General features: G+C 45.0%; 16 protein-coding genes. 9 read left to right on the forward strand and 7 right to left on the reverse strand.

Features of this window, described 5'->3' with window-relative positions:
• Nucleotides 1–25 precede the first annotated feature (25 nt).
• Together C9I99_RS05320 and C9I99_RS05325 are read left to right on the forward strand one after the other, a co-directional pair.
• Nucleotides 26–925, forward strand: a complete 900-nt coding sequence (locus C9I99_RS05320; protein ID WP_107347765.1) for an ABC transporter permease — start codon at nucleotides 26–28, stop codon at nucleotides 923–925.
• A complete protein-coding gene (locus C9I99_RS05325) occupies nucleotides 918–2,162 on the forward strand; it encodes a quaternary amine ABC transporter ATP-binding protein (protein ID WP_107347766.1) in 1,245 nt (414 codons plus the stop codon). Before C9I99_RS05320 ends, C9I99_RS05325 begins: the two co-directional genes overlap by 8 nt.
• A gap of 93 nt (nucleotides 2,163–2,255) precedes the next feature.
• On the opposite strand, the gene C9I99_RS05330 is transcribed toward C9I99_RS05325, so the two are convergent.
• Both C9I99_RS05330 and C9I99_RS05335 read right to left on the reverse strand, forming a co-directional pair.
• Complete coding sequence (locus C9I99_RS05330) at nucleotides 2,256–2,630, reverse strand: hypothetical protein (RefSeq protein ID WP_107347767.1); 375 nt, start codon at nucleotides 2,628–2,630, stop codon at nucleotides 2,256–2,258.
• Between the two features lie 175 nt (nucleotides 2,631–2,805).
• On the reverse strand, nucleotides 2,806–3,780 hold the full coding sequence (locus C9I99_RS05335; protein ID WP_107347768.1) for a CobW family GTP-binding protein: 975 nt from the start codon (nucleotides 3,778–3,780) through the stop codon (nucleotides 2,806–2,808).
• Between the two features lie 262 nt (nucleotides 3,781–4,042).
• Between C9I99_RS05335 and C9I99_RS05340 the strand changes: the two genes are divergently transcribed.
• From C9I99_RS05340 to C9I99_RS05350, 3 genes are all read left to right on the forward strand, one after another.
• Nucleotides 4,043–5,425, forward strand: coding sequence for a TldD/PmbA family protein (locus C9I99_RS05340; protein ID WP_107347769.1), 1,383 nt, complete (start codon nucleotides 4,043–4,045; stop codon nucleotides 5,423–5,425).
• On the forward strand, nucleotides 5,425–6,768 hold the full coding sequence (locus C9I99_RS05345; protein WP_107347770.1) for a TldD/PmbA family protein: 1,344 nt from the start codon (nucleotides 5,425–5,427) through the stop codon (nucleotides 6,766–6,768). The genes C9I99_RS05340 and C9I99_RS05345 overlap by 1 nt, the downstream gene beginning before the upstream one ends.
• 424 nt (nucleotides 6,769–7,192) lie before the next feature.
• Nucleotides 7,193–7,456 (forward strand): Lpp/OprI family alanine-zipper lipoprotein, encoded by a 264-nt coding sequence (locus tag C9I99_RS05350; protein ID WP_107347771.1) that lies wholly within the window; start codon nucleotides 7,193–7,195, stop codon nucleotides 7,454–7,456.
• Nucleotides 7,457–7,520: 64 nt separating this feature from the next.
• On the opposite strand, the gene C9I99_RS05355 is transcribed toward C9I99_RS05350, so the two are convergent.
• Together C9I99_RS05355 and C9I99_RS05360 are read right to left on the reverse strand one after the other, a co-directional pair.
• Nucleotides 7,521–7,769, reverse strand: a complete 249-nt coding sequence (locus C9I99_RS05355; protein ID WP_107347772.1) for a hypothetical protein — start codon at nucleotides 7,767–7,769, stop codon at nucleotides 7,521–7,523.
• 87 nt (nucleotides 7,770–7,856) lie between these two features.
• Nucleotides 7,857–8,306: an acyl-CoA thioesterase gene (locus tag C9I99_RS05360; RefSeq protein WP_107347773.1), complete on the reverse strand. Its 450-nt coding sequence runs from the start codon at nucleotides 8,304–8,306 to the stop codon at nucleotides 7,857–7,859.
• Between the two features lie 367 nt (nucleotides 8,307–8,673).
• Between C9I99_RS05360 and C9I99_RS05365 the strand changes: the two genes are divergently transcribed.
• Nucleotides 8,674–9,738, forward strand: a complete 1,065-nt coding sequence (locus tag C9I99_RS05365) for a Preprotein translocase subunit SecY (protein WP_107347774.1) — start codon at nucleotides 8,674–8,676, stop codon at nucleotides 9,736–9,738.
• An 83-nt stretch (nucleotides 9,739–9,821) separates the two neighbouring features.
• Here C9I99_RS05365 and C9I99_RS05370 read toward each other — a convergent pair whose 3' ends face one another.
• Nucleotides 9,822–12,080 carry a peptidase U32 family protein gene (locus C9I99_RS05370; protein WP_107347775.1) on the reverse strand — a complete coding sequence of 753 codons (2,259 nt, stop codon included), beginning with the start codon at nucleotides 12,078–12,080 and terminating at the stop codon, nucleotides 9,822–9,824.
• A gap of 85 nt (nucleotides 12,081–12,165) precedes the next feature.
• Nucleotides 12,166–13,074 (reverse strand): LysR substrate-binding domain-containing protein, encoded by a 909-nt coding sequence (locus tag C9I99_RS05375; protein ID WP_107347776.1) that lies wholly within the window; start codon nucleotides 13,072–13,074, stop codon nucleotides 12,166–12,168.
• Nucleotides 13,075–13,214: 140 nt separating this feature from the next.
• Between C9I99_RS05375 and C9I99_RS05380 the strand changes: the two genes are divergently transcribed.
• Together C9I99_RS05380 and C9I99_RS05385 are read left to right on the forward strand one after the other, a co-directional pair.
• Nucleotides 13,215–14,072 carry a DMT family transporter gene (locus C9I99_RS05380; protein WP_107347777.1) on the forward strand — a complete coding sequence of 286 codons (858 nt, stop codon included), beginning with the start codon at nucleotides 13,215–13,217 and terminating at the stop codon, nucleotides 14,070–14,072.
• Between the two features lie 10 nt (nucleotides 14,073–14,082).
• A complete protein-coding gene (locus C9I99_RS05385; protein ID WP_107347778.1) occupies nucleotides 14,083–14,598 on the forward strand; it encodes a YgjV family protein in 516 nt (171 codons plus the stop codon).
• A 61-nt stretch (nucleotides 14,599–14,659) separates the two neighbouring features.
• Here C9I99_RS05385 and C9I99_RS05390 read toward each other — a convergent pair whose 3' ends face one another.
• A complete protein-coding gene (locus C9I99_RS05390) occupies nucleotides 14,660–14,995 on the reverse strand; it encodes a hypothetical protein (RefSeq protein ID WP_107347779.1) in 336 nt (111 codons plus the stop codon).
• A 558-nt stretch (nucleotides 14,996–15,553) separates the two neighbouring features.
• Between C9I99_RS05390 and C9I99_RS05395 the strand changes: the two genes are divergently transcribed.
• A complete protein-coding gene (locus C9I99_RS05395; RefSeq protein ID WP_107347780.1) occupies nucleotides 15,554–17,029 on the forward strand; it encodes a peptide MFS transporter in 1,476 nt (491 codons plus the stop codon).
• Nucleotides 17,030–17,062: the final 33 nt, after the last annotated feature.

A 17,062-nucleotide genomic window follows, 5' to 3' on the forward strand; every position in this document is an offset into this window, starting at 1 on the left:
GCTCTGGTAAGAAAAGGAATTAAACATGTCAGAGTCTAATTGGCTTAGCGAATTCCCGGAAATGGATCGTTCAGATCTTCGGGTTATCCGCAAAACACTCGATGGCGCCTATCGTGATTTCTCACGTGAATACGGTGACCTTATCGAATCTTTATTCGATCCTCTACTAACGTTCTTGGTCTGGTTTGAAAAGCTACTCCTTTCCACACCCTGGATCATCGTACTTGGAGTTTGTACTGCGCTAATTTATGCAGCGAGCCGCTCTTGGAAGCTCGCTCTAGGATGCTTTACCTCCCTTATTCTCATCGGATATTTCGGTATGTGGGAGGACACAATGCGTACGCTCAGTATCATAACCGTATGTACTATGCTTGCCATTCTAATGGGCATTCCTATCGGCATCGCCATGGCCCGCTCGAACCGTGTGCAGTCTGTCGTGACGCCATTACTTGATGTCATGCAGACGATGCCAGCCTTTGTATACCTCATCCCTGTGGTGATGCTGCTGGGTATAGGAAAAATCCCCGGACTTATCGCCGTGGTGATCTACGCTATCCCACCTGTGATCCGCCTGACCAACTTGGGGATCCGTCTCGTTGACAAAGAAGTATTAGAAGCGGCAACGGCTTTCGGAGCCAATAAACATCAGAGGTTACTCGGTGTTCAACTCCCGTTAGCGATGCCAACCATCATGGCCGGTATTAACCAGACAATAATGATGGCGCTGTCCATGGTGGTAATTGCTTCCATGATTGGCGTTAAAGGATTGGGCCAACCTGTTCTTAAGTCGATCACCAATCAATACTTTACACTGGGATTGTTAAACGGCCTCGCCATTGTGGCACTTGCTATCCTGTTCGATCGTGCTTCACAGGCTTATGCTAAGCGCACTCAGACCCATTTAGGAGAGCTCGCGCATGACTGAACCATTAATTGAAGTTAGCGGTCTGTATAAAGTCTTTGGCCCAAAGCCGGCATCGGTGATAGACCGGGTTAAAAATGGGGAAAGCAAAGATAAGCTGCTCAATGATACCGGCCATACTGTTGGCCTTAAAGATATCAACCTTAAGATCAATAAAGGAGAAATCTTTGTCATTATGGGCCTATCGGGATCAGGCAAATCAACGTTAATACGGCACTTCAATCGCTTGATTGACCCTACATTAGGGAAGATCTTAGTTGAAGGTATTGACGTAATGAAACTCTCAGTAAATGAGTTAGTTACCTTCCGGCGGCATAAGATGTCGATGGTTTTCCAACGGTTTGGCCTATTACCTCATCGCTCAGTGGTAGATAATGTTGCTTATGGGCTAGAAATCCAAGGAATGAGTAAAACAGATCGAATCGCTAAGGCAACGGAATGGCTTGAAACCGTGGGCCTTAAAGGTTATGAAAACCAATACCCGGCTCAATTATCAGGCGGACAGCAGCAACGTGTTGGTCTCGCTCGAGCACTCAGTACGGATGCGGAAATCCTGTTGATGGATGAGGCGTTTTCAGCCCTTGACCCGTTAATCCGCAGTGAAATGCAAGATCAGCTGATTTCACTTCAGGAAAAACTGCACAAAACCATTATCTTCATCACCCACGATTTAGATGAAGCCTTGCGATTAGGGGATCGGATCGTCATCCTTAAAGACGGTGAATTGGTTCAGCAGGGATCGCCAGATCAAATACTGCTTCATCCAGCAGATGAATACGTTGAAGCATTTGTCAAAGATGTTAATCGAGCTAGAGCATTAACAGTTGAAACCGTTATGCAGCCTCCGGCCTACCGGATTACAGCGAAAACCATTGAAGAAGCTTTGGTTGAGATGAAACGAATCAAACAAGATTACGCTTACAACGTTACTGAGGAAGGCTATCAGGGTGTGGTAACAAAGGAAAGTTTACTCAATGCAGCTAAAACTGATGCGAGCCAAAGTCTAGAAGACGACATTTATGAAGAGGTCCCAGTCATCTCAGCCGGTTCTGCCATCGAGGAAGTATTACCAGACACCATGTCGTGTGATTACTCCTTGCCTGTCGTTGACGAAGATGGAAACTTACAAGGTGAGCTTGAGCGCAGTGCCGTAGCAGAAATTTTCACTGATACTAATGAGGCTAAGACGGCTTCAAAAGAAGACCTAACCGTCCAACCGGTGGTGGATAAAGCCTCATAATCCTCTAAACGTTGATTTTATTTAAAATAAAAAAACGCCCACACCGATTTATCGGTATGGGCGTTTTTAGAAGGTACGCTGAAGGACGCAGCGTTATGAAATTTCTTTCATTGCAGAAACAACGGATGGATCATTTAGCAGATTAAATAGCATGCTCTTTGCTGATGCTCGCTGAGCGTCAGATAATGCTTTCTTTGGGTTTTCTCGGCATAGTGTCAGTATGTTTTTGATGAACTTACTGTTAGTCCCAGATAGCTCGTACACAAATCGTAGCGTATCAAGCAACTCCCCCTGAGGCAGGCTATAAACCGCCATTTCACAGCTGAGGTTATCCATGGCCAGAAAGTTGTTCACTACCTCACGACGCTCTGCATTGAACTTCTCTTTAGCGATGTGGCCATCAATTAAAGCCTGTACTCTTTCAGCGATAGCTAAAGGCACTTCCATTGTTTTGGTTTCATGAGTCATCGTTGTTTCTCCTGCTCTAACTGGGGTTGACCTACAGCCTCGGTAATCTGGTGATACTTCGATTACTCGTATGAATAATCAAGAATAACACTTGAATGGCATTACCTCATCTTACAAATCGCAGATCCCACTGCGTGAAAGACTGTAGGAGCAATTTCATTTTACAAATAAAGGGTTATAAGTTTGAGATCTTAATCAAGATAGACTCCAGCTCATCCCAAGGCATGAGTTGGCTATCGATTACTTCTAGACGGCTTTCAAACCCTTCAAGGGTCATATGGTTAACCGAGACGACGCCGTGGTTAACATTAAAGGCATGGCAACCTTTGTTGGTATTAATGACACCTTTCACACGTTCTGCTGTTAGGTTGCAGAACAAAGAAAACAGTTGGTCAAAATCGAAAATGACCTCAGCGCCAAAGATCCAACCGCAGCTAAAGTAACCCTGACCTTTGTTCTCTTTGCGGATATATTTCTGGTTTGGCGGCAGCTGGAACTGCGGCTCCATATCAGCATGCTCGTGGTGGTGGGCTTCTATTGTTGGTGATTGATCTTGCTCTGCTCGGTCAGTATCTAGCAGATCAATGGGAAACTCACCCTGCTTGACCAACAGGCTCGCCAGTTTTTCCGGCTGCTGCGTTGCCACCCAGTGTTCGAATATGCTCGCATCAACCTCGTCACACTCGTCGAGTTTGTTACCTATAACAATCTCTGCCACATCGAGTTGATCATTGAAGTTCTGGTTTTCCGTATACTTTTTATTAGAGAGGTTACGAGGGTCAACCAAAGCAACAGTGGCTTTCAAATCGATATAATCTTTGAACTGATTGGATGTTAGCACCGAGATAATTTTATGAGGATGGCCCAATCCGGTTGGCTCTATCAACAGTCGGTCTGGTTTCTGCCGTAATAACGCGGTGATCCCGACAGAGGTCGGCACGCCAGCTGTACAGCACATACAGCCCCCAGGGACTTCTTTGATCATCGCACCAGAATCAGTAAGAATGGCACCATCAATACCGATTTCGCCAAATTCATTGACCAGAACAGCCCACTTTTCATTGGCTGGTTTGTTCTTAAGTAGATTAAGGATTGTCGTGGTTTTTCCAACACCCAGAAAACCGGTGATGACATTCGTTGGTATGCGCATAGTGAGTGATTTTTCCGTAAACATTGACGAGAAATTTACATGAAATATGCCCGAGCCACAAATCATTGTGGCTCTATTGTGGCACTAAGGCTTTTGATTTATTTTAGTTTATTATCCAAGATTAGAGCGTTGGGTGAAAACTCACCCTTTTTGAGCGCTTGCCAATCATAAATTCTGTAAAACCATGCCATTAATGGCAATTCCGCTCACAATTTGTTTACATAACGTTTTCCGTGAGATTGCTAACACGCAAGGAGCATCTATGCTAAACCCTGCAACAGCGCAAGCAGTGATCGACCATGCCCTCTTCCTTGGCGCCGATTTTGCCGAACTGTTTATCGAACATCATCAATCTAGTTCAGTTGAACTTCTGTCCGGTGACATTGACAAGGTCAATTCCGGTATCGATTTTGGTATCGGCGTGCGCCTGTTTTTCGGCCACAAAGTGCTTTACGGCTACACCAACAGCACCGATGAGGAAGAGCTAAAGCGAGTCACAGGGCTACTAGCCGCCAAAGATAAACGCGACCAAATCGTCAATGCGGGCACGCTTAACCTAAGCCGCTACCAGACCAAACATGCTTGTCAGCAGCCTTTGAGCCAAAGCCCTAACCTTGATGCCAAAATTGCCTTCCTGCGTCAGTGCGATGCTGCCGCACGAGATGAAGATGAAAAAATCAATCAGTTCATCGGTCGTATTTTGCAACGTGAGCAACAAATCGAGATCTTCAATTCAACAGGCTTACACATTGGTGATACCCGCCATTACACCCGTGTTGCTGCCACTGCAATTGCACAAAACGGTAGTGAGCAATCAACCGGATTTGAAGCGCCTGGCGCATTAACAGGTTGGGAATTCAATACCCACTTGGATGCCAAAGAGCTTGGTCATGCCGTGGCTAAACAAGCGATGGTGAAACTATTTGCCGAAAATTGCCCTTCCGGTGAAATGCCGGTCATTATTGGTAATGGCTTTGGTGGCGTTATCTTCCATGAAGCCTGTGGCCACTTACTGGAAACCACCTCGGTTGCCAAAAAAGCCTCTGTCTTCCACGATAAGATGGGAGAGATAATTGCTAATTCAGTAGTAAGTGCGGTCGATGATGGCACCATGGCCAATGAGTGGGGCTCTATCAATATCGATGACGAAGGGATGGAAACCCAGCGTACCCAGTTGATCAAAGACGGCAAGCTGACTAGCTTCATGGTTGATCACATGGGCTCACTGAAAACCGGATTTACCCCAACGGGCTCAGGCCGTCGTGAATCCTACAAATATGCACCAACCTCGAGAATGCGTAACACCTTCATCGAACCAGGTGATAGCTCTTTGGATGAAATGATCGCCAGCGTTGAAAAAGGAATCTATGCCAAGAAGATGGGCGGTGGATCAGTTCAACCAGGTACAGGTGAGTTTAACTTTGCCGTACAAGAAGCTTACTTGGTCGAAGATGGCCAGATCACTAAACCATTAAAATCAGCTACGTTGATCAGCACAGGTCCTAAAGTGCTTAAAGAGATCTCGATGATCGGAAGTGATTTTGCCTTGGCCGCAGGAATGTGTGGCTCTGTAAGCGGCTCGGTGCCTACCACGGTTGGCCAGCCAGCACTTAAAGTGGACAACATTCTTGTAGGGGGTAACTAATGGCGGATCAACAACAACTTCAACGCGCTATTGATCACGTTCTTGAGCGTGCCAAAGCAGCAGGTGCCGAAGCCGATGTAATTGCAAGCGGCAGCAACAACTTCTCATTGAAAGCCAATGCGGGAGAGTTGGACGAATACAAAGTGACATCAGGTCAGGTGATTGGCGTTCGTGTCATCAAAGATCAGCACATTGCTACCAGCTATTCTGAGTCATTGGAGCCTGCTAGCCTAGATATGATGGTTGAGCACGCTCTCGCCAATGCCGCCTTCACCAAGCAAGATCCTCATCAAGTGATCGCGTGTGCTAACAGCCAGCTTGTAACGGAATACCCAGAGATTAATCAAACAGACACAGCCACGGTTGATGACAAGATTTCTCTTGCATTGGCTCTGGAAAAAGGTGTCGTTGAGAAACCGAACGCAACCTCAGCACCATACAACGGTTTCGGGGAATCAGATAGCCAAGTCATTCTTGCCAATACACTCGGTACACGTTGCTACCATCAAGAGCGCTCTACCTACTGTTATGCTTACACCTTGTATGAAAAGGATGGTAAGCAGTCGATGCATGGTGGTATGTCGACTGGTCGTCGTTTCGACGAACTCGATCCAGAGTACTGTATCAACCACGGCTATGACATGGCCAAAGCCCTACTCGATGGCGAGCCGCTCAATACTGGCAACTACAGTGTGGTGTTCGACCTCAGCTGCCTAAGCAGCCTGTTTGGCGCGTTTGGCATGTGCTTCTCGGGCCAGTCTGCAATGAAGGGGATTAACCCATGGCGTGACTCATTAAATGCCAACGTGGCGAGCTCGCTGCTAACGGTGTCAGATACGGCATATATCGAAGGCGGCTCGGCCATTAAAGCCTTCGACAGCGAAGGGTTTGCGACATGCGATACTATTTTGATTGGCGAAGGACAGTTACAGAGCCTGCTGCATAATAGCCATACCGCCAGCTTCTTCGGTATTGAGAATACCGCCAACGGCTCTCGCTCAGCCAAAGGCGGGTTGGGCGTGTCTGCCCGTCATACCGTTATTGCTACAGGCCAAAGCAGCGAAGCTGAACTGACAGGCGGTGAGTATCTTGAATTGATTGAACTTCAGGGTGTCCACTCCGGTGCCGATGCGGTAAGCGGTGACTTCTCGTTTGGCGCAAGCGGCTTCCTATGCAGAGATGGCAAGCGTGTTCAACCAGTTCGAGGTATCACCGTAGCAGGTAATTTCTATCAGATGATCAAAGAAATTGATGCGGTAGGCGATACGCTGACTCACGACCATGGTAAAAGCTTCTTCGCCCCTCTTATCAGATTTAGCAAACTCAGCATTGCGGGTAAATAACGCGAAAATAGGCTAGCGATCACCAGCAGGTTAATTACCTGCTGGTGCACATAATGATAAGTCTATTATTAAATCCACTCGATAATCGTCATTTAATAGTGACATCGTCACTTCTTAGTTTACATATTCAATAAATCAAAATAGCACACAGCTCGCAAACGTGATCCCCGTCACGCTTAACTGCTTCTTTACTTTATCCTGACTTTACCTGCTAAAAAACAATCATTTGCTGAAGTTCCCATAACAATTGCTCGCATAATTTCTGGTTCAATACCCACATACTGATAAACATAATGAAAGCTGTAAAGGTATAAATACACTGTGCAAATTTTTGCTTATTCTCTTGTTAAATAGAATTGATTTGTGTAATGCTTATTCAGTGTTTGTAGCAGTAGTTAATATCAACCAATTGTGGAGAATAATGATGAAACGTTCTATGACTCTAGTCGCTGGCCTAATTCTAAGTGCAACTCTTATGGGCTGTTCAAGCAGCGAAGAAGCCGAGCAACTAAGCCAACTGACAAATAAAGTTGATGCTCTATCTGATCAAGTTGCATCACTACAAGGTCAACAAGATCAAATGGCCGGTGCGGTAAATGACACTCGTGCTGCATCTGACGCCGCTTACCAAGAAGCAATGCGTGCTAACCAGCGTATTGATAACATTGCTAGCTCTTACCAGAAGTAATGTAAACAAGTGGCGCGACACGTTGCGCCACTTTGATATTGCATTTCACGTAACGTGTATCGACTCAGACAATTGCATTATCAGGATCGACCAAACCATAGGTATTGATACTCGCCTTACCTAATTCTGGTTCAAGGTAATCCCTGACGACATCAATCGAATCAGCCTCCCACATGCACTGACACAATGTATGCCTCTCAACCACCATCGTGGTATGAAGCCGCATACCTGTCGGCGGATGAGTTAGCATCCCGCTTGCTTTCTGCCAAAACAGTTCAGGATCCGTGATCTCATGTTGGATAACGATAAACATCCCTACTCCTTAATACCGTTTCAACAGTCACCATAGCTAAATTATAGGTAAGACTTTGCCACTACCATGTATCAACTATAAGGAGAATCAATCGGTTGCTACGGCGTCAAGATCCGGCTGCATCGATATCATTTTTTCTATCAAGGTAGGGCTCAAGTTTGCGCGTTTTTGTTGTGCGAAATTAAACATCACAACTTTCGCTGACCCCGATGTTGTCACCGCCCCTTGCTGTTTACTGACGATTTTGTATTCCATCACGAAGCTATCTTTGGTCAATTCAGCCACTCGACTTCCCACCAGCAAGGTATCCGGGTAAGTCACGGGGCGTCTGTATCGACTTGAGGTTTCACTCAGTACGGGGCCGGTTTGGGTTGCTTGCATTTCTTCCATCAAACCGATATCGGCAAAGTATTCCAGTCTTGCCGTCTCGAAATAACGGAAGTACACCACGTTATTGACATGGTTTAGCGCATCCATTTCACCCCACGCCACTGGAATCTCAGTAACAACAGGGTAACCCTCAAGTAAATTAGACATATGCTGATCCTTGCAAGAAAAAAGTATGAAACTCTCTAGGTAAAAACCTCTGACATTAAACACAGAATTTAAACGTGCGTTCGATTCTTAACCTATACCCAAGATAACAACTTTGCAACATCAGCGTATTGTTCTTGTCGGTAAGGCAGCTTTTCCACACAGCGCAGATGGATAATGAGTATCTTTTCTACAGTTATGAAAGCAGCGTGTAAATTTTCAGCGTAAGAACGCCAAAGGCCTTAATTTATAAGGGCTCGCGGCTGGATTTACGGTATCCTAAGCCATCTTTTTTCGACCTGACGAAGAAGTGTTCAATTTTTCGGCAGGTTACAATCGGCTTATTAGCCAGTAACAATTATCAACCATTATGCTTTTCGATAACAATATTCCAGTCCGTTACCCCAAAGGGGTCTTTGCGATGGGGACGGTATACAGCTTTACCGGTGCATCCATCCTTGCATCCATCATTTTTTCATTGCTACTCTTCCTTTCTATCGATGAAGATCCGGTCATGCAGATATTATTCGCCGGTCTTGCTGTCATTTTTGAATTAGGAAAGTTTTTTGCCTGGTATGAATTTGGCGAGCGTCGAGCACGACGAAACTATGCTGGCGCCATTTCTGCCTTTGCTTTTTATGCAGTACTTGCTGCTATTTCAATCGGCGGCTCTGTTGGCGGTATCAATAGCGCAACCAATCAAGCCCAGAGTCATGTCAATGCTCAGCAGAGTACGGTCAACAACTATAATATGCAGATTTCTGCGATTGAAAGACAGATCGAGCTCAATAATACTGCAGCAGAAAAGTATATCGAGATGGAACGTATCGCAACCGGTGTTGCCCGTATCCAACGTGAGAATGATGATCTGCGCGAACAACAGTTAAAGCTTGCAGCAGCGCGTGACAGCTTACCGGTCGTCAACCAAGGCTCAGTGATTGGCCTTATTGATAGCCTGGCTAAATCATTACAGGTCGACACTGACACTGCTCAGCTAAGCTTGGTAATTTTCTTATCAGTGTTACTAGACTTCTTTGCGGCCTTTTTCGTTGGCCTGATTGGTGAGGAACTTCGCTTTAGAAACCAATTCCGACGTGTCGGCCCTATCACCATTGACACTTTCGCCGATAATGAAATCAAAGAGCCAGAATTACTGACAAACCAGCAACGAGAGCAAACTGCAGGCGATAGCGAACAACCTGAGCAAGCGCCGGAAACGCCTGCTGAGCCAGAAGCGCCTAAATCACTTTATGAACAAGCGATCGATGCATTGAGTACTAATCAGGTCAACTGCACTAAGCGCGCTGTCACCAAGTATCTGAAGACCAGCAGCGATGAAGTTGATGAGATCTTCAGCCAGTTCATGACCGAAGGGATCGTGAGCAAGAAACCGAACAACCATTATCAATGGCACGGTGTTCCGCAAAACGGATAAGCTAATCGGTTAAAGACCAAAAAGCCCGACTTTATTTTCATCATAAAGTCGGGCTTTTTTATATCAAAGCGAACGCGGTATCTCTACAGACCTTTTCGGTATTGAGCCATCGTTGTTGGTGAAACCTCTTCATACAGCGCGGTGGTTTCAACATCACCGTTCAACTGTGAACGGAAAGCGTTGACCAACGCCGGCTTATCCAGTGCCGTCTGGGTTAGTGTCTTGATATCTCGAAGATCAACCATATACCCATCGAACAGATGTGCATTATCCTTGATAGCATCCAAGTTAAGGTAGTTTTCTGGACTGTACAGAGAGTTATGGTCACCACGCTGTTTATCAACCACGAACGATGACTCTTTCATGCTCAAAATCGACGCTGATTTATCACACTTTCTCAAACACTTGTCATCAAAACGCTTTTTCTTGCAGCCTACCGTCTGATGGAATAAACACTGGCGGCTCGTTAGCAACATAATCGGGTGGTAAATACTGTAAAACAGCTCGAAGCCATCTGGCTTAACGATTTGTTTCATTTGCTGCTGCTTGATCTCGTTGGAAATAAACGAACCCGCGCAGTTAAACTCTTCTTTCAGACACTTCAAGCTGTACGAGTTGGTCACATTCATCTGCGGACCCGCAATCCACTTGATCCCAAGTTGTGACGCCGCAAAACCGACACCATTATTGTTGGTTACGATTCGAACAGGCTTGATGCTTTTCATAAATTCAACCGCAGCCTGATAATTGTCACCAATCAAAATAGCAGGGAACCATGGGATAAGCGCCGAGTTTGAGTTAAACAGCGATACCATTTTCGCTAGGTTACTGTGCATCGCTTCAGGCAATTGATAGTACACATTCACTTGGTCATCTTGTGCCAGTGCAATATCGGCTTGTGACGAAATCAATACGTTTAAGCTCGGGGTTGCTTTGCTGTCGCGCTGTTGTACAGCCAGCTTAGGAAGCTCAACAGGACTCACAGTTGGTCTAGAACCATTTAAGATAAAGGCAACCTGCTCTTTTATCGCCGTTTGCTCTTTATAGGGGATAAACAACCCATCATCGAGTTTTGTGAGCTCAACGCTAGCCACATAATGATCAGCATTCGCAAAGCTATTGGCCCACTTGGTGACGGTTGCTTCATCTAAGCTGTGCTTGCCCGCTTTTATCAATGGTGAAGACGATGTGATAGTGCAAGTTTCATTAGGTGTGCTGATAGTGACTGAAAGCAGCTCACCTTCAGAACCTGCAACAGAAACGCTCAGTGAGTTGATGCTAATATCAAGATCTTTGGTTTGGGCATCAACCGTATTGATGATCTCTGTTTTATCATCATAAAGCTTCCTCTTGACCTGCTTTACCTGCTCTGTGCTGGTACAGCTGTAGATCTTTGAGAAGTGATTGGCCGAATGATCGCGTGGATTATCAATAAACATACTTTTATTGATATCACCCTGCAGGTATGCATTGGAAAAATCACGGTTAAATACCGTGTATAACCCTGTGGTATCCGTCAGTACCTCGCCGGACTGGCAATAATTGTCTATTTGTTTGCGCCAACTATCAACCACCGTATGTACATAATGAGACTTTTTAATTCGCCCTTCCACTTTTAGCGAATAAACGCCAGCATCAGCCAAAGCCGCCATATCCAAATAGGCCGAGTTGTCTTTCATGTTCAGTGGGTAATCTTTACCGGCATCAGTCGTTTGGTACTGATCACGGCAAGGTTGGCTACAACGGCCGCGATTACCCGAATTACCGTTACGCACCGAGCTGATATAACACAAACCTGAAAAACCAATACAGTAAGAGCCATGGACAAACACTTCCATCAACACGTTATGTTGGCGGCCAAACTGGGCAAGGTGTTTAATCTCATGGATATTCAGCTCACGAGAAAGATTCACACGGCTTGCAGTAAGTTGGTGCAGGAACTGAATTTGCCCTTCATTGTGGGTGTTCGTTTGCGTTGAGGCGTGGACATCAAGGGTGGGGAAATGTTCTTTTAGGATATAGAACAAGCCCAGATCTTGAACAATAACACCATCAACCTTGGTATTTACCAACTTGTTGAGCAAGCGAATAAGCGCGGGGATCTCGCTTTCCAAAATAATGATATTCAGTGTAAGAAAAATCTTGCAGTCATATTGATGGGCAAGTTTGATGATGCCGTTGAGGTTCTCAAAAGTCAGATTCGTTGCACGGTTTCGGGCATTGAAGTTATCAAGCCCACAGTAAATTGCATCTGCACCGGCGACAATCGCGGCTTTGATCGATTCAATATCACCACCTGGTGCCAACAACTCAAATTGGTTTTTATTCACAACAGTACCCACTTACCAACGACGTCTTTAAAGGGGGCGTATTCTACGTGGTACGGCGCTAAAATTCCATTAATAGCATTGAGGTTATTAATCGACGTTAACTGTCACTGTCATGCTCAAAACACTGTTGCTTCAGCCATCGGCCCAGTGTTTTGATTTCAAATTGCTTGGCACGTGATTGCTTATACACAAAATAGAGGTTGTCACCCGTTGGCAACTCATGCATAGGAATACGTACTAAGTTTTGCTGATGGTCATGCTCATTGAGGAAATAGTCATTCAAGAAGGCAATTCCCTGATGATACTTCACGGCCTCTGCGGCAAGAACCATATGGCTAAAGTGGCTGACCTTTACGTCATCAGGCAGAGTAAACCCGCCTCGCTGACACCAAGCTTGCCAGTCTTTGGCCAGATTACCGCCTTTAAAAATCGAATGTACCGACAATAAAGGATGCTCCCAGAGTGCCTCAGGCAAGGGCTTGTCTTGGATTTGTAGCCAAAGTTTTTGGCTACAGAATGGGTACAACAGCTCCTTGTACAAAAAGTCACTGACATAGTTTTTCTTAGGTGGATGGGCGGTAATGAAACAATCTGCCACCTGATCACTGAATTCTGGCTCATCGGCAAACATAGCAAGAGATAAATCAATTTCAGGATGTTGCTGCCGTAAGCTCTCCAGCCTTGGTACCAGCCATTTCACTGCTAATGAGCTGTACATAGCAAGACGAATTTTCCCACTTTCCCCCTCTCGGATTTGCTGGCTGGCCTGTGCAATATTCTGCAGTGAATGGGAGATCTCTTCGTAATATTTTTCACCCATTGGCGTTAAAGACAAGCGCCTCCCCTGCCGAACAAACAAAGTTTCACCCAGGTACTCCTCTAACAATCGTACCTGATGACTAATGGCGCTCTGTGTTACGTTCAAAGCCGTTGCAGCATGCGAGAAGCTATTTAAGCGCGCGACAGATTCGAAACATTGAACCGCCCGCAATGGTGGCAACTTCATTATTAGGTGAGCTCATACTAAGTGAATTTTTATCATTATATATGAAGCGTATTTATAGATTAAGCTTACCCAGTCACAACTCGTGACTTTCTTTTTGCGCTAACACTGAACACACTTCAGTCAATGACAGGAGCTTGGTCATGCCTTCAATGTCTGTAGGAATGGCAATGGGTTTACTCATTGTCGGGAACCTTATTGCCGTTTTTTCTGATGCCTTAATTAAAACGCTTGGCCAGGATATTGCGGTTTTTCAATTTGTGTTTTTTAGGCAACTAACTGCAGTGCTAATCTTGCTTCCTTTCTGTTACCGGAGTAACAGAAAGGAACTGCTGGATGGGCTGAAATGGCATGCCTTGCGGGCGCATATTTGGTTGATGGGTGCCATTTTTATGGTTTTCTCTCTTAATGCCATGCCGCTGGCAACCGCTAATGCCATTTTTTACGCCGCTCCGCTATTAATGTTGCCTTTAGCATTGTTGTTATACCGCGAAAAACTTTCGCGCTACTCCATTGCCGCTGGTGTACTGGGTTTTGCTGGCGTCATCGTCATCATAAGGCCAACAGAGTTTGAATGGTCAGCATTAGCGGCTTTGGTAGTGGCGTTGACCATTGCTGGTAATAACTTACTGATTCGCAAACTACCTAAACATCAAAGTGTTGCCCAGACTCTACTGCTAACCAACCTCACCGGGATCCCGGCTTCACTTGGCCTAGCTTTATGGGAAGGACGGGACTGGGACTGGTCCCCACTGTTAACAGCGGCTGGCTCTAGCAGCTTTATCCTTGTTTATGCTGGCATTTGTGTGGTGGCCTACCGGGCAGCGGAAAGTAATAAGATTGCCAGTGCGGAATATAGCGGTTTGCTCGGCGCCGTCGCGGTGGGTTTGGTGTGGTTCGGTGAAACACCCGACATGATTACGTTGGTTGGCACTGCAATGATTATATTGCCGTTGCTTTGGCTTGCCAAAATTGAAAAACAAAAAACTATCAAAGACTAAGGATCCGAATATGTCAGCTTTTGTACTCTCTCAAATCATGATCGGTTTTGCTGTTTTCTTTGATCTGATATCTTTTCAATTTAAAGACAAAACAAAAATCATCAAATGCTTTGTATGCGCAGTTACTTTAATTGGTATCCACTTTGCTCTACTTGAACAATGGACAGCCGCAGGCTTAATGGCGCTAGGAGCTATTCGTTACACAACGAGTCTTTATACGAGCTCTAAGAAAATGGCGGGTCTTTTCTCATTTTTCACACTCATTATTACTTACATGACGTTTGCTGGCTTGACGAGTCTTGTGAGTTGCGCAGCAGCGCTATTCCAAAACGTGGCAGCATTTTCTAAACATGACAAGCAGTTAAGACAGTTTATGATTGCTGGTACGAGCTTATGGCTAACTCACAATATCCTTATCGGTTCACCGTCTGCTGTCGTGCTAGAAGCACTTTTTCTCGCGAGTAATTTAATTGGTTATTATCGCTACTACATCAAAACACCTTCTACAGCAGCGAATCCAATATAAAAAAGGGCCTATACCCAAGCTACTTGGTATATAGGCCCTTTCGTATTGCAATGATTCAGTGTCAAGCTGTTGCCGAGTCTGCTCTAGGCCTAACCATTTCAAGAATGGCTGAAATTGGAACAATTGGGCCCATCATGTTAACTCGCAGTGCATCACTGCCGGATGCATAATGCATCTCAGATGCGTCATAAGAAGAATAATTATACTTGTAGTTAAACTTCCCCGTTGCGATATGTAACAGATCGAATTCTTTTCGGTGGCAAGAGATATAAGCACGCCAGTACATCGCATCCACAACTTCTGACGGGCGTTCTGCACGAATAATAAATCGCCAGCTTCCATCCTCGCCATAGAAGTCCAAAGGAAAAGTATTTTTTGTTTTTCTTTTGCTAAACAAAGTCTATTTATCCACTTAACCAGCCTATCAATTGAATTATGCAAGGATTGAAGCAGAATGGAAGAGATTACCGTGCAAAACCGTCAATTTTGACATAACTGTACAATTTTCGACGCCTTTTATTTAACTATAATCAATAACTCCCATACCATTAGGTATCTAATACATCGAACCCCAGTCGACCTCTGAACCTATAGACTCAACCTCTTCAATAGTAATGCTTACACCGGAGTCAACCCTGGCAGCGCCCATGAGTATCAATAGAGCCATCATTATTCGTCATCGATAGCTAATGTATATTTCATATGCATTTATTACTTAACCCATTGATAAGTTAATTACATATCCAGCATTCATTGGACCTGATTATTCATTAAGCCACCCCCATAAAATTTACTCACCTATTCAACAAATAAAACTAATGATTAGTTGCTCACTAAAAACACTTTTTAAGGAGTACCTGACGGTAAGAAGTGATAACATCCGCCACGATTTACATTCTGTTACAAATTGAGATTTTGTAATCAACCCCCAATCCATAGACATAGAGATGTAAATATGTGGAACAGACTCAATAAGTCGATGATGGTGTGCCAAATGATGTTTGGCCTTTCCTTCTACGGTGTGATGGTGATCCTCACCCGTTTTTTCTTGGAAAACCTCAATTACAGTGAAGCCGACACCATGATGGTTGTCGGTGCCTTTTCATCAATTGGTCCATTATTCGCGATCGCAGGCGGATTTATTGCTGATAAATTCCTTGGTGCCTACCGCTCGTTAACAATCAGCTATCTGGGCTTTGCTGTAGGTTATGCCCTGTTGGTAATGGGCGCATCCACCCTTAACGTGCCTATGAGCTTGATCGGTATCGCGCTAGCAAGCTACTCTCGCGGCTTGATGTCACCTTCTTATCCCAGCCTCTACAAGCGCACGTTCAACACTGAAGAACACTTTGAGAATGCCTACCCGGTTAACTACTCGGTCAACAACATTGGTGCACTCCTAGGCCAGTACTTTTTCCCGATGCTCGTCTTGATCCTTGGTTTCAATGGCAGCTTTGCCCTTTCAGGCGCAATGGCGGCAATCGCTTTCATCATTTTGGTTATTTCACGTAAACCTCTGCTATCAGTTGCTACCGAAATGGATAACCAACCTACTGGTGCTAAAAACTGGATGGCCTTCAGCGTTATTTCAGTATCTATGATCGGCCTGGTTTTCTTCATGTTTTCAAACATGGATATCGGTAAAAATATTGTTTATGCCATTGGTGCAGCCGCTATCGGTTACTTTATCTGGCTGATGATGAAGGCTAACCGATCTGATTCACTAAAAATGGGCACTATTTTAATTATCACTGCCCTGACTACTGCATTTTTCGTCTATTACGGTCAAATGATGACCTCAATGACCATGGTGACTATCAACACCATGCGCGGTGATCTGTTCGGTATCATCCCTATCGCCCCAGAAGCCTCAATGGCGATGAACCCGCTATGGTGTATTGTCGGCGGCCCGCTAGTCTCTTGGACTTTCTCTTCGCTAGAAAAACGAAATATCAATTTCTCTACTGCGACCAAAGTGAGCTTTTCCTTTGTATTAACTGCCATTGCCTTCGGTATTTTGACGATGGCGGTCTACAACATCGGCGAAAATGTCATTATCCGCCCTGAAATATTCTTGGCGATCCATTTCTTCCAAGCATTGGCAGAAGTGATTGTTGGCAGTTTAGTCGTTGCTTTCATCCTGTCGGTTGCGCCAAAGCATATTGAGAACTTCTCTGTCAGTCTGTTCTCTGTCGCTATCGCGCTAAGCGGTATTGTCGGTGCAGTATTTTCAACCTCTATTGCAATGGAGAAAGGACAGGAGATCACCCAAGAGGTGGTTCAAACTGTCTATGGTGATTACTTCAGCTTATTGACAATATTGGCAGTCGTGATGGTTGTTGTTGCCCTGCTCGCCTCTCGTTTGATTCGAGTGATGCTGAAAAAAGCAGAAACAGAACAGCAGGAAAATGCAACGCTGGCTGAAGCATAATCAGTGATTATTCAATGACACTATGATTTTAAA

It is taken from the genome of Photobacterium lutimaris (genome assembly GCF_003025555.1).
Lineage (GTDB): Bacteria > Pseudomonadota > Gammaproteobacteria > Enterobacterales > Vibrionaceae > Photobacterium > Photobacterium lutimaris.

Coding starts and splice junctions, on each gene's coding strand:
- C9I99_RS05330 (WP_107347767.1), bottom strand. CDS start 2,630: ATGACTCATGAAACCAAAACAATGGAAGTGCCTTTAGCTATCGCTGAA.
- C9I99_RS05365 (WP_107347774.1), top strand. CDS start 8,674: ATGCTTTTCGATAACAATATTCCAGTCCGTTACCCCAAAGGGGTCTTT.
- C9I99_RS05380 (WP_107347777.1), top strand. CDS start 13,215: ATGCCTTCAATGTCTGTAGGAATGGCAATGGGTTTACTCATTGTCGGG.
- C9I99_RS05345 (WP_107347770.1), top strand. CDS start 5,425: ATGGCGGATCAACAACAACTTCAACGCGCTATTGATCACGTTCTTGAG.
- C9I99_RS05340 (WP_107347769.1), top strand. CDS start 4,043: ATGCTAAACCCTGCAACAGCGCAAGCAGTGATCGACCATGCCCTCTTC.
- C9I99_RS05395 (WP_107347780.1), top strand. CDS start 15,554: ATGTGGAACAGACTCAATAAGTCGATGATGGTGTGCCAAATGATGTTT.
- C9I99_RS05385 (WP_107347778.1), top strand. CDS start 14,083: ATGTCAGCTTTTGTACTCTCTCAAATCATGATCGGTTTTGCTGTTTTC.
- C9I99_RS05355 (WP_107347772.1), bottom strand. CDS start 7,769: ATGTTTATCGTTATCCAACATGAGATCACGGATCCTGAACTGTTTTGG.
- C9I99_RS05360 (WP_107347773.1), bottom strand. CDS start 8,306: ATGTCTAATTTACTTGAGGGTTACCCTGTTGTTACTGAGATTCCAGTG.
- C9I99_RS05350 (WP_107347771.1), top strand. CDS start 7,193: ATGAAACGTTCTATGACTCTAGTCGCTGGCCTAATTCTAAGTGCAACT.
- C9I99_RS05375 (WP_107347776.1), bottom strand. CDS start 13,074: ATGAAGTTGCCACCATTGCGGGCGGTTCAATGTTTCGAATCTGTCGCG.
- C9I99_RS05325 (WP_107347766.1), top strand. CDS start 918: ATGACTGAACCATTAATTGAAGTTAGCGGTCTGTATAAAGTCTTTGGC.
- C9I99_RS05320 (WP_107347765.1), top strand. CDS start 26: ATGTCAGAGTCTAATTGGCTTAGCGAATTCCCGGAAATGGATCGTTCA.
- C9I99_RS05335 (WP_107347768.1), bottom strand. CDS start 3,780: ATGCGCATACCAACGAATGTCATCACCGGTTTTCTGGGTGTTGGAAAA.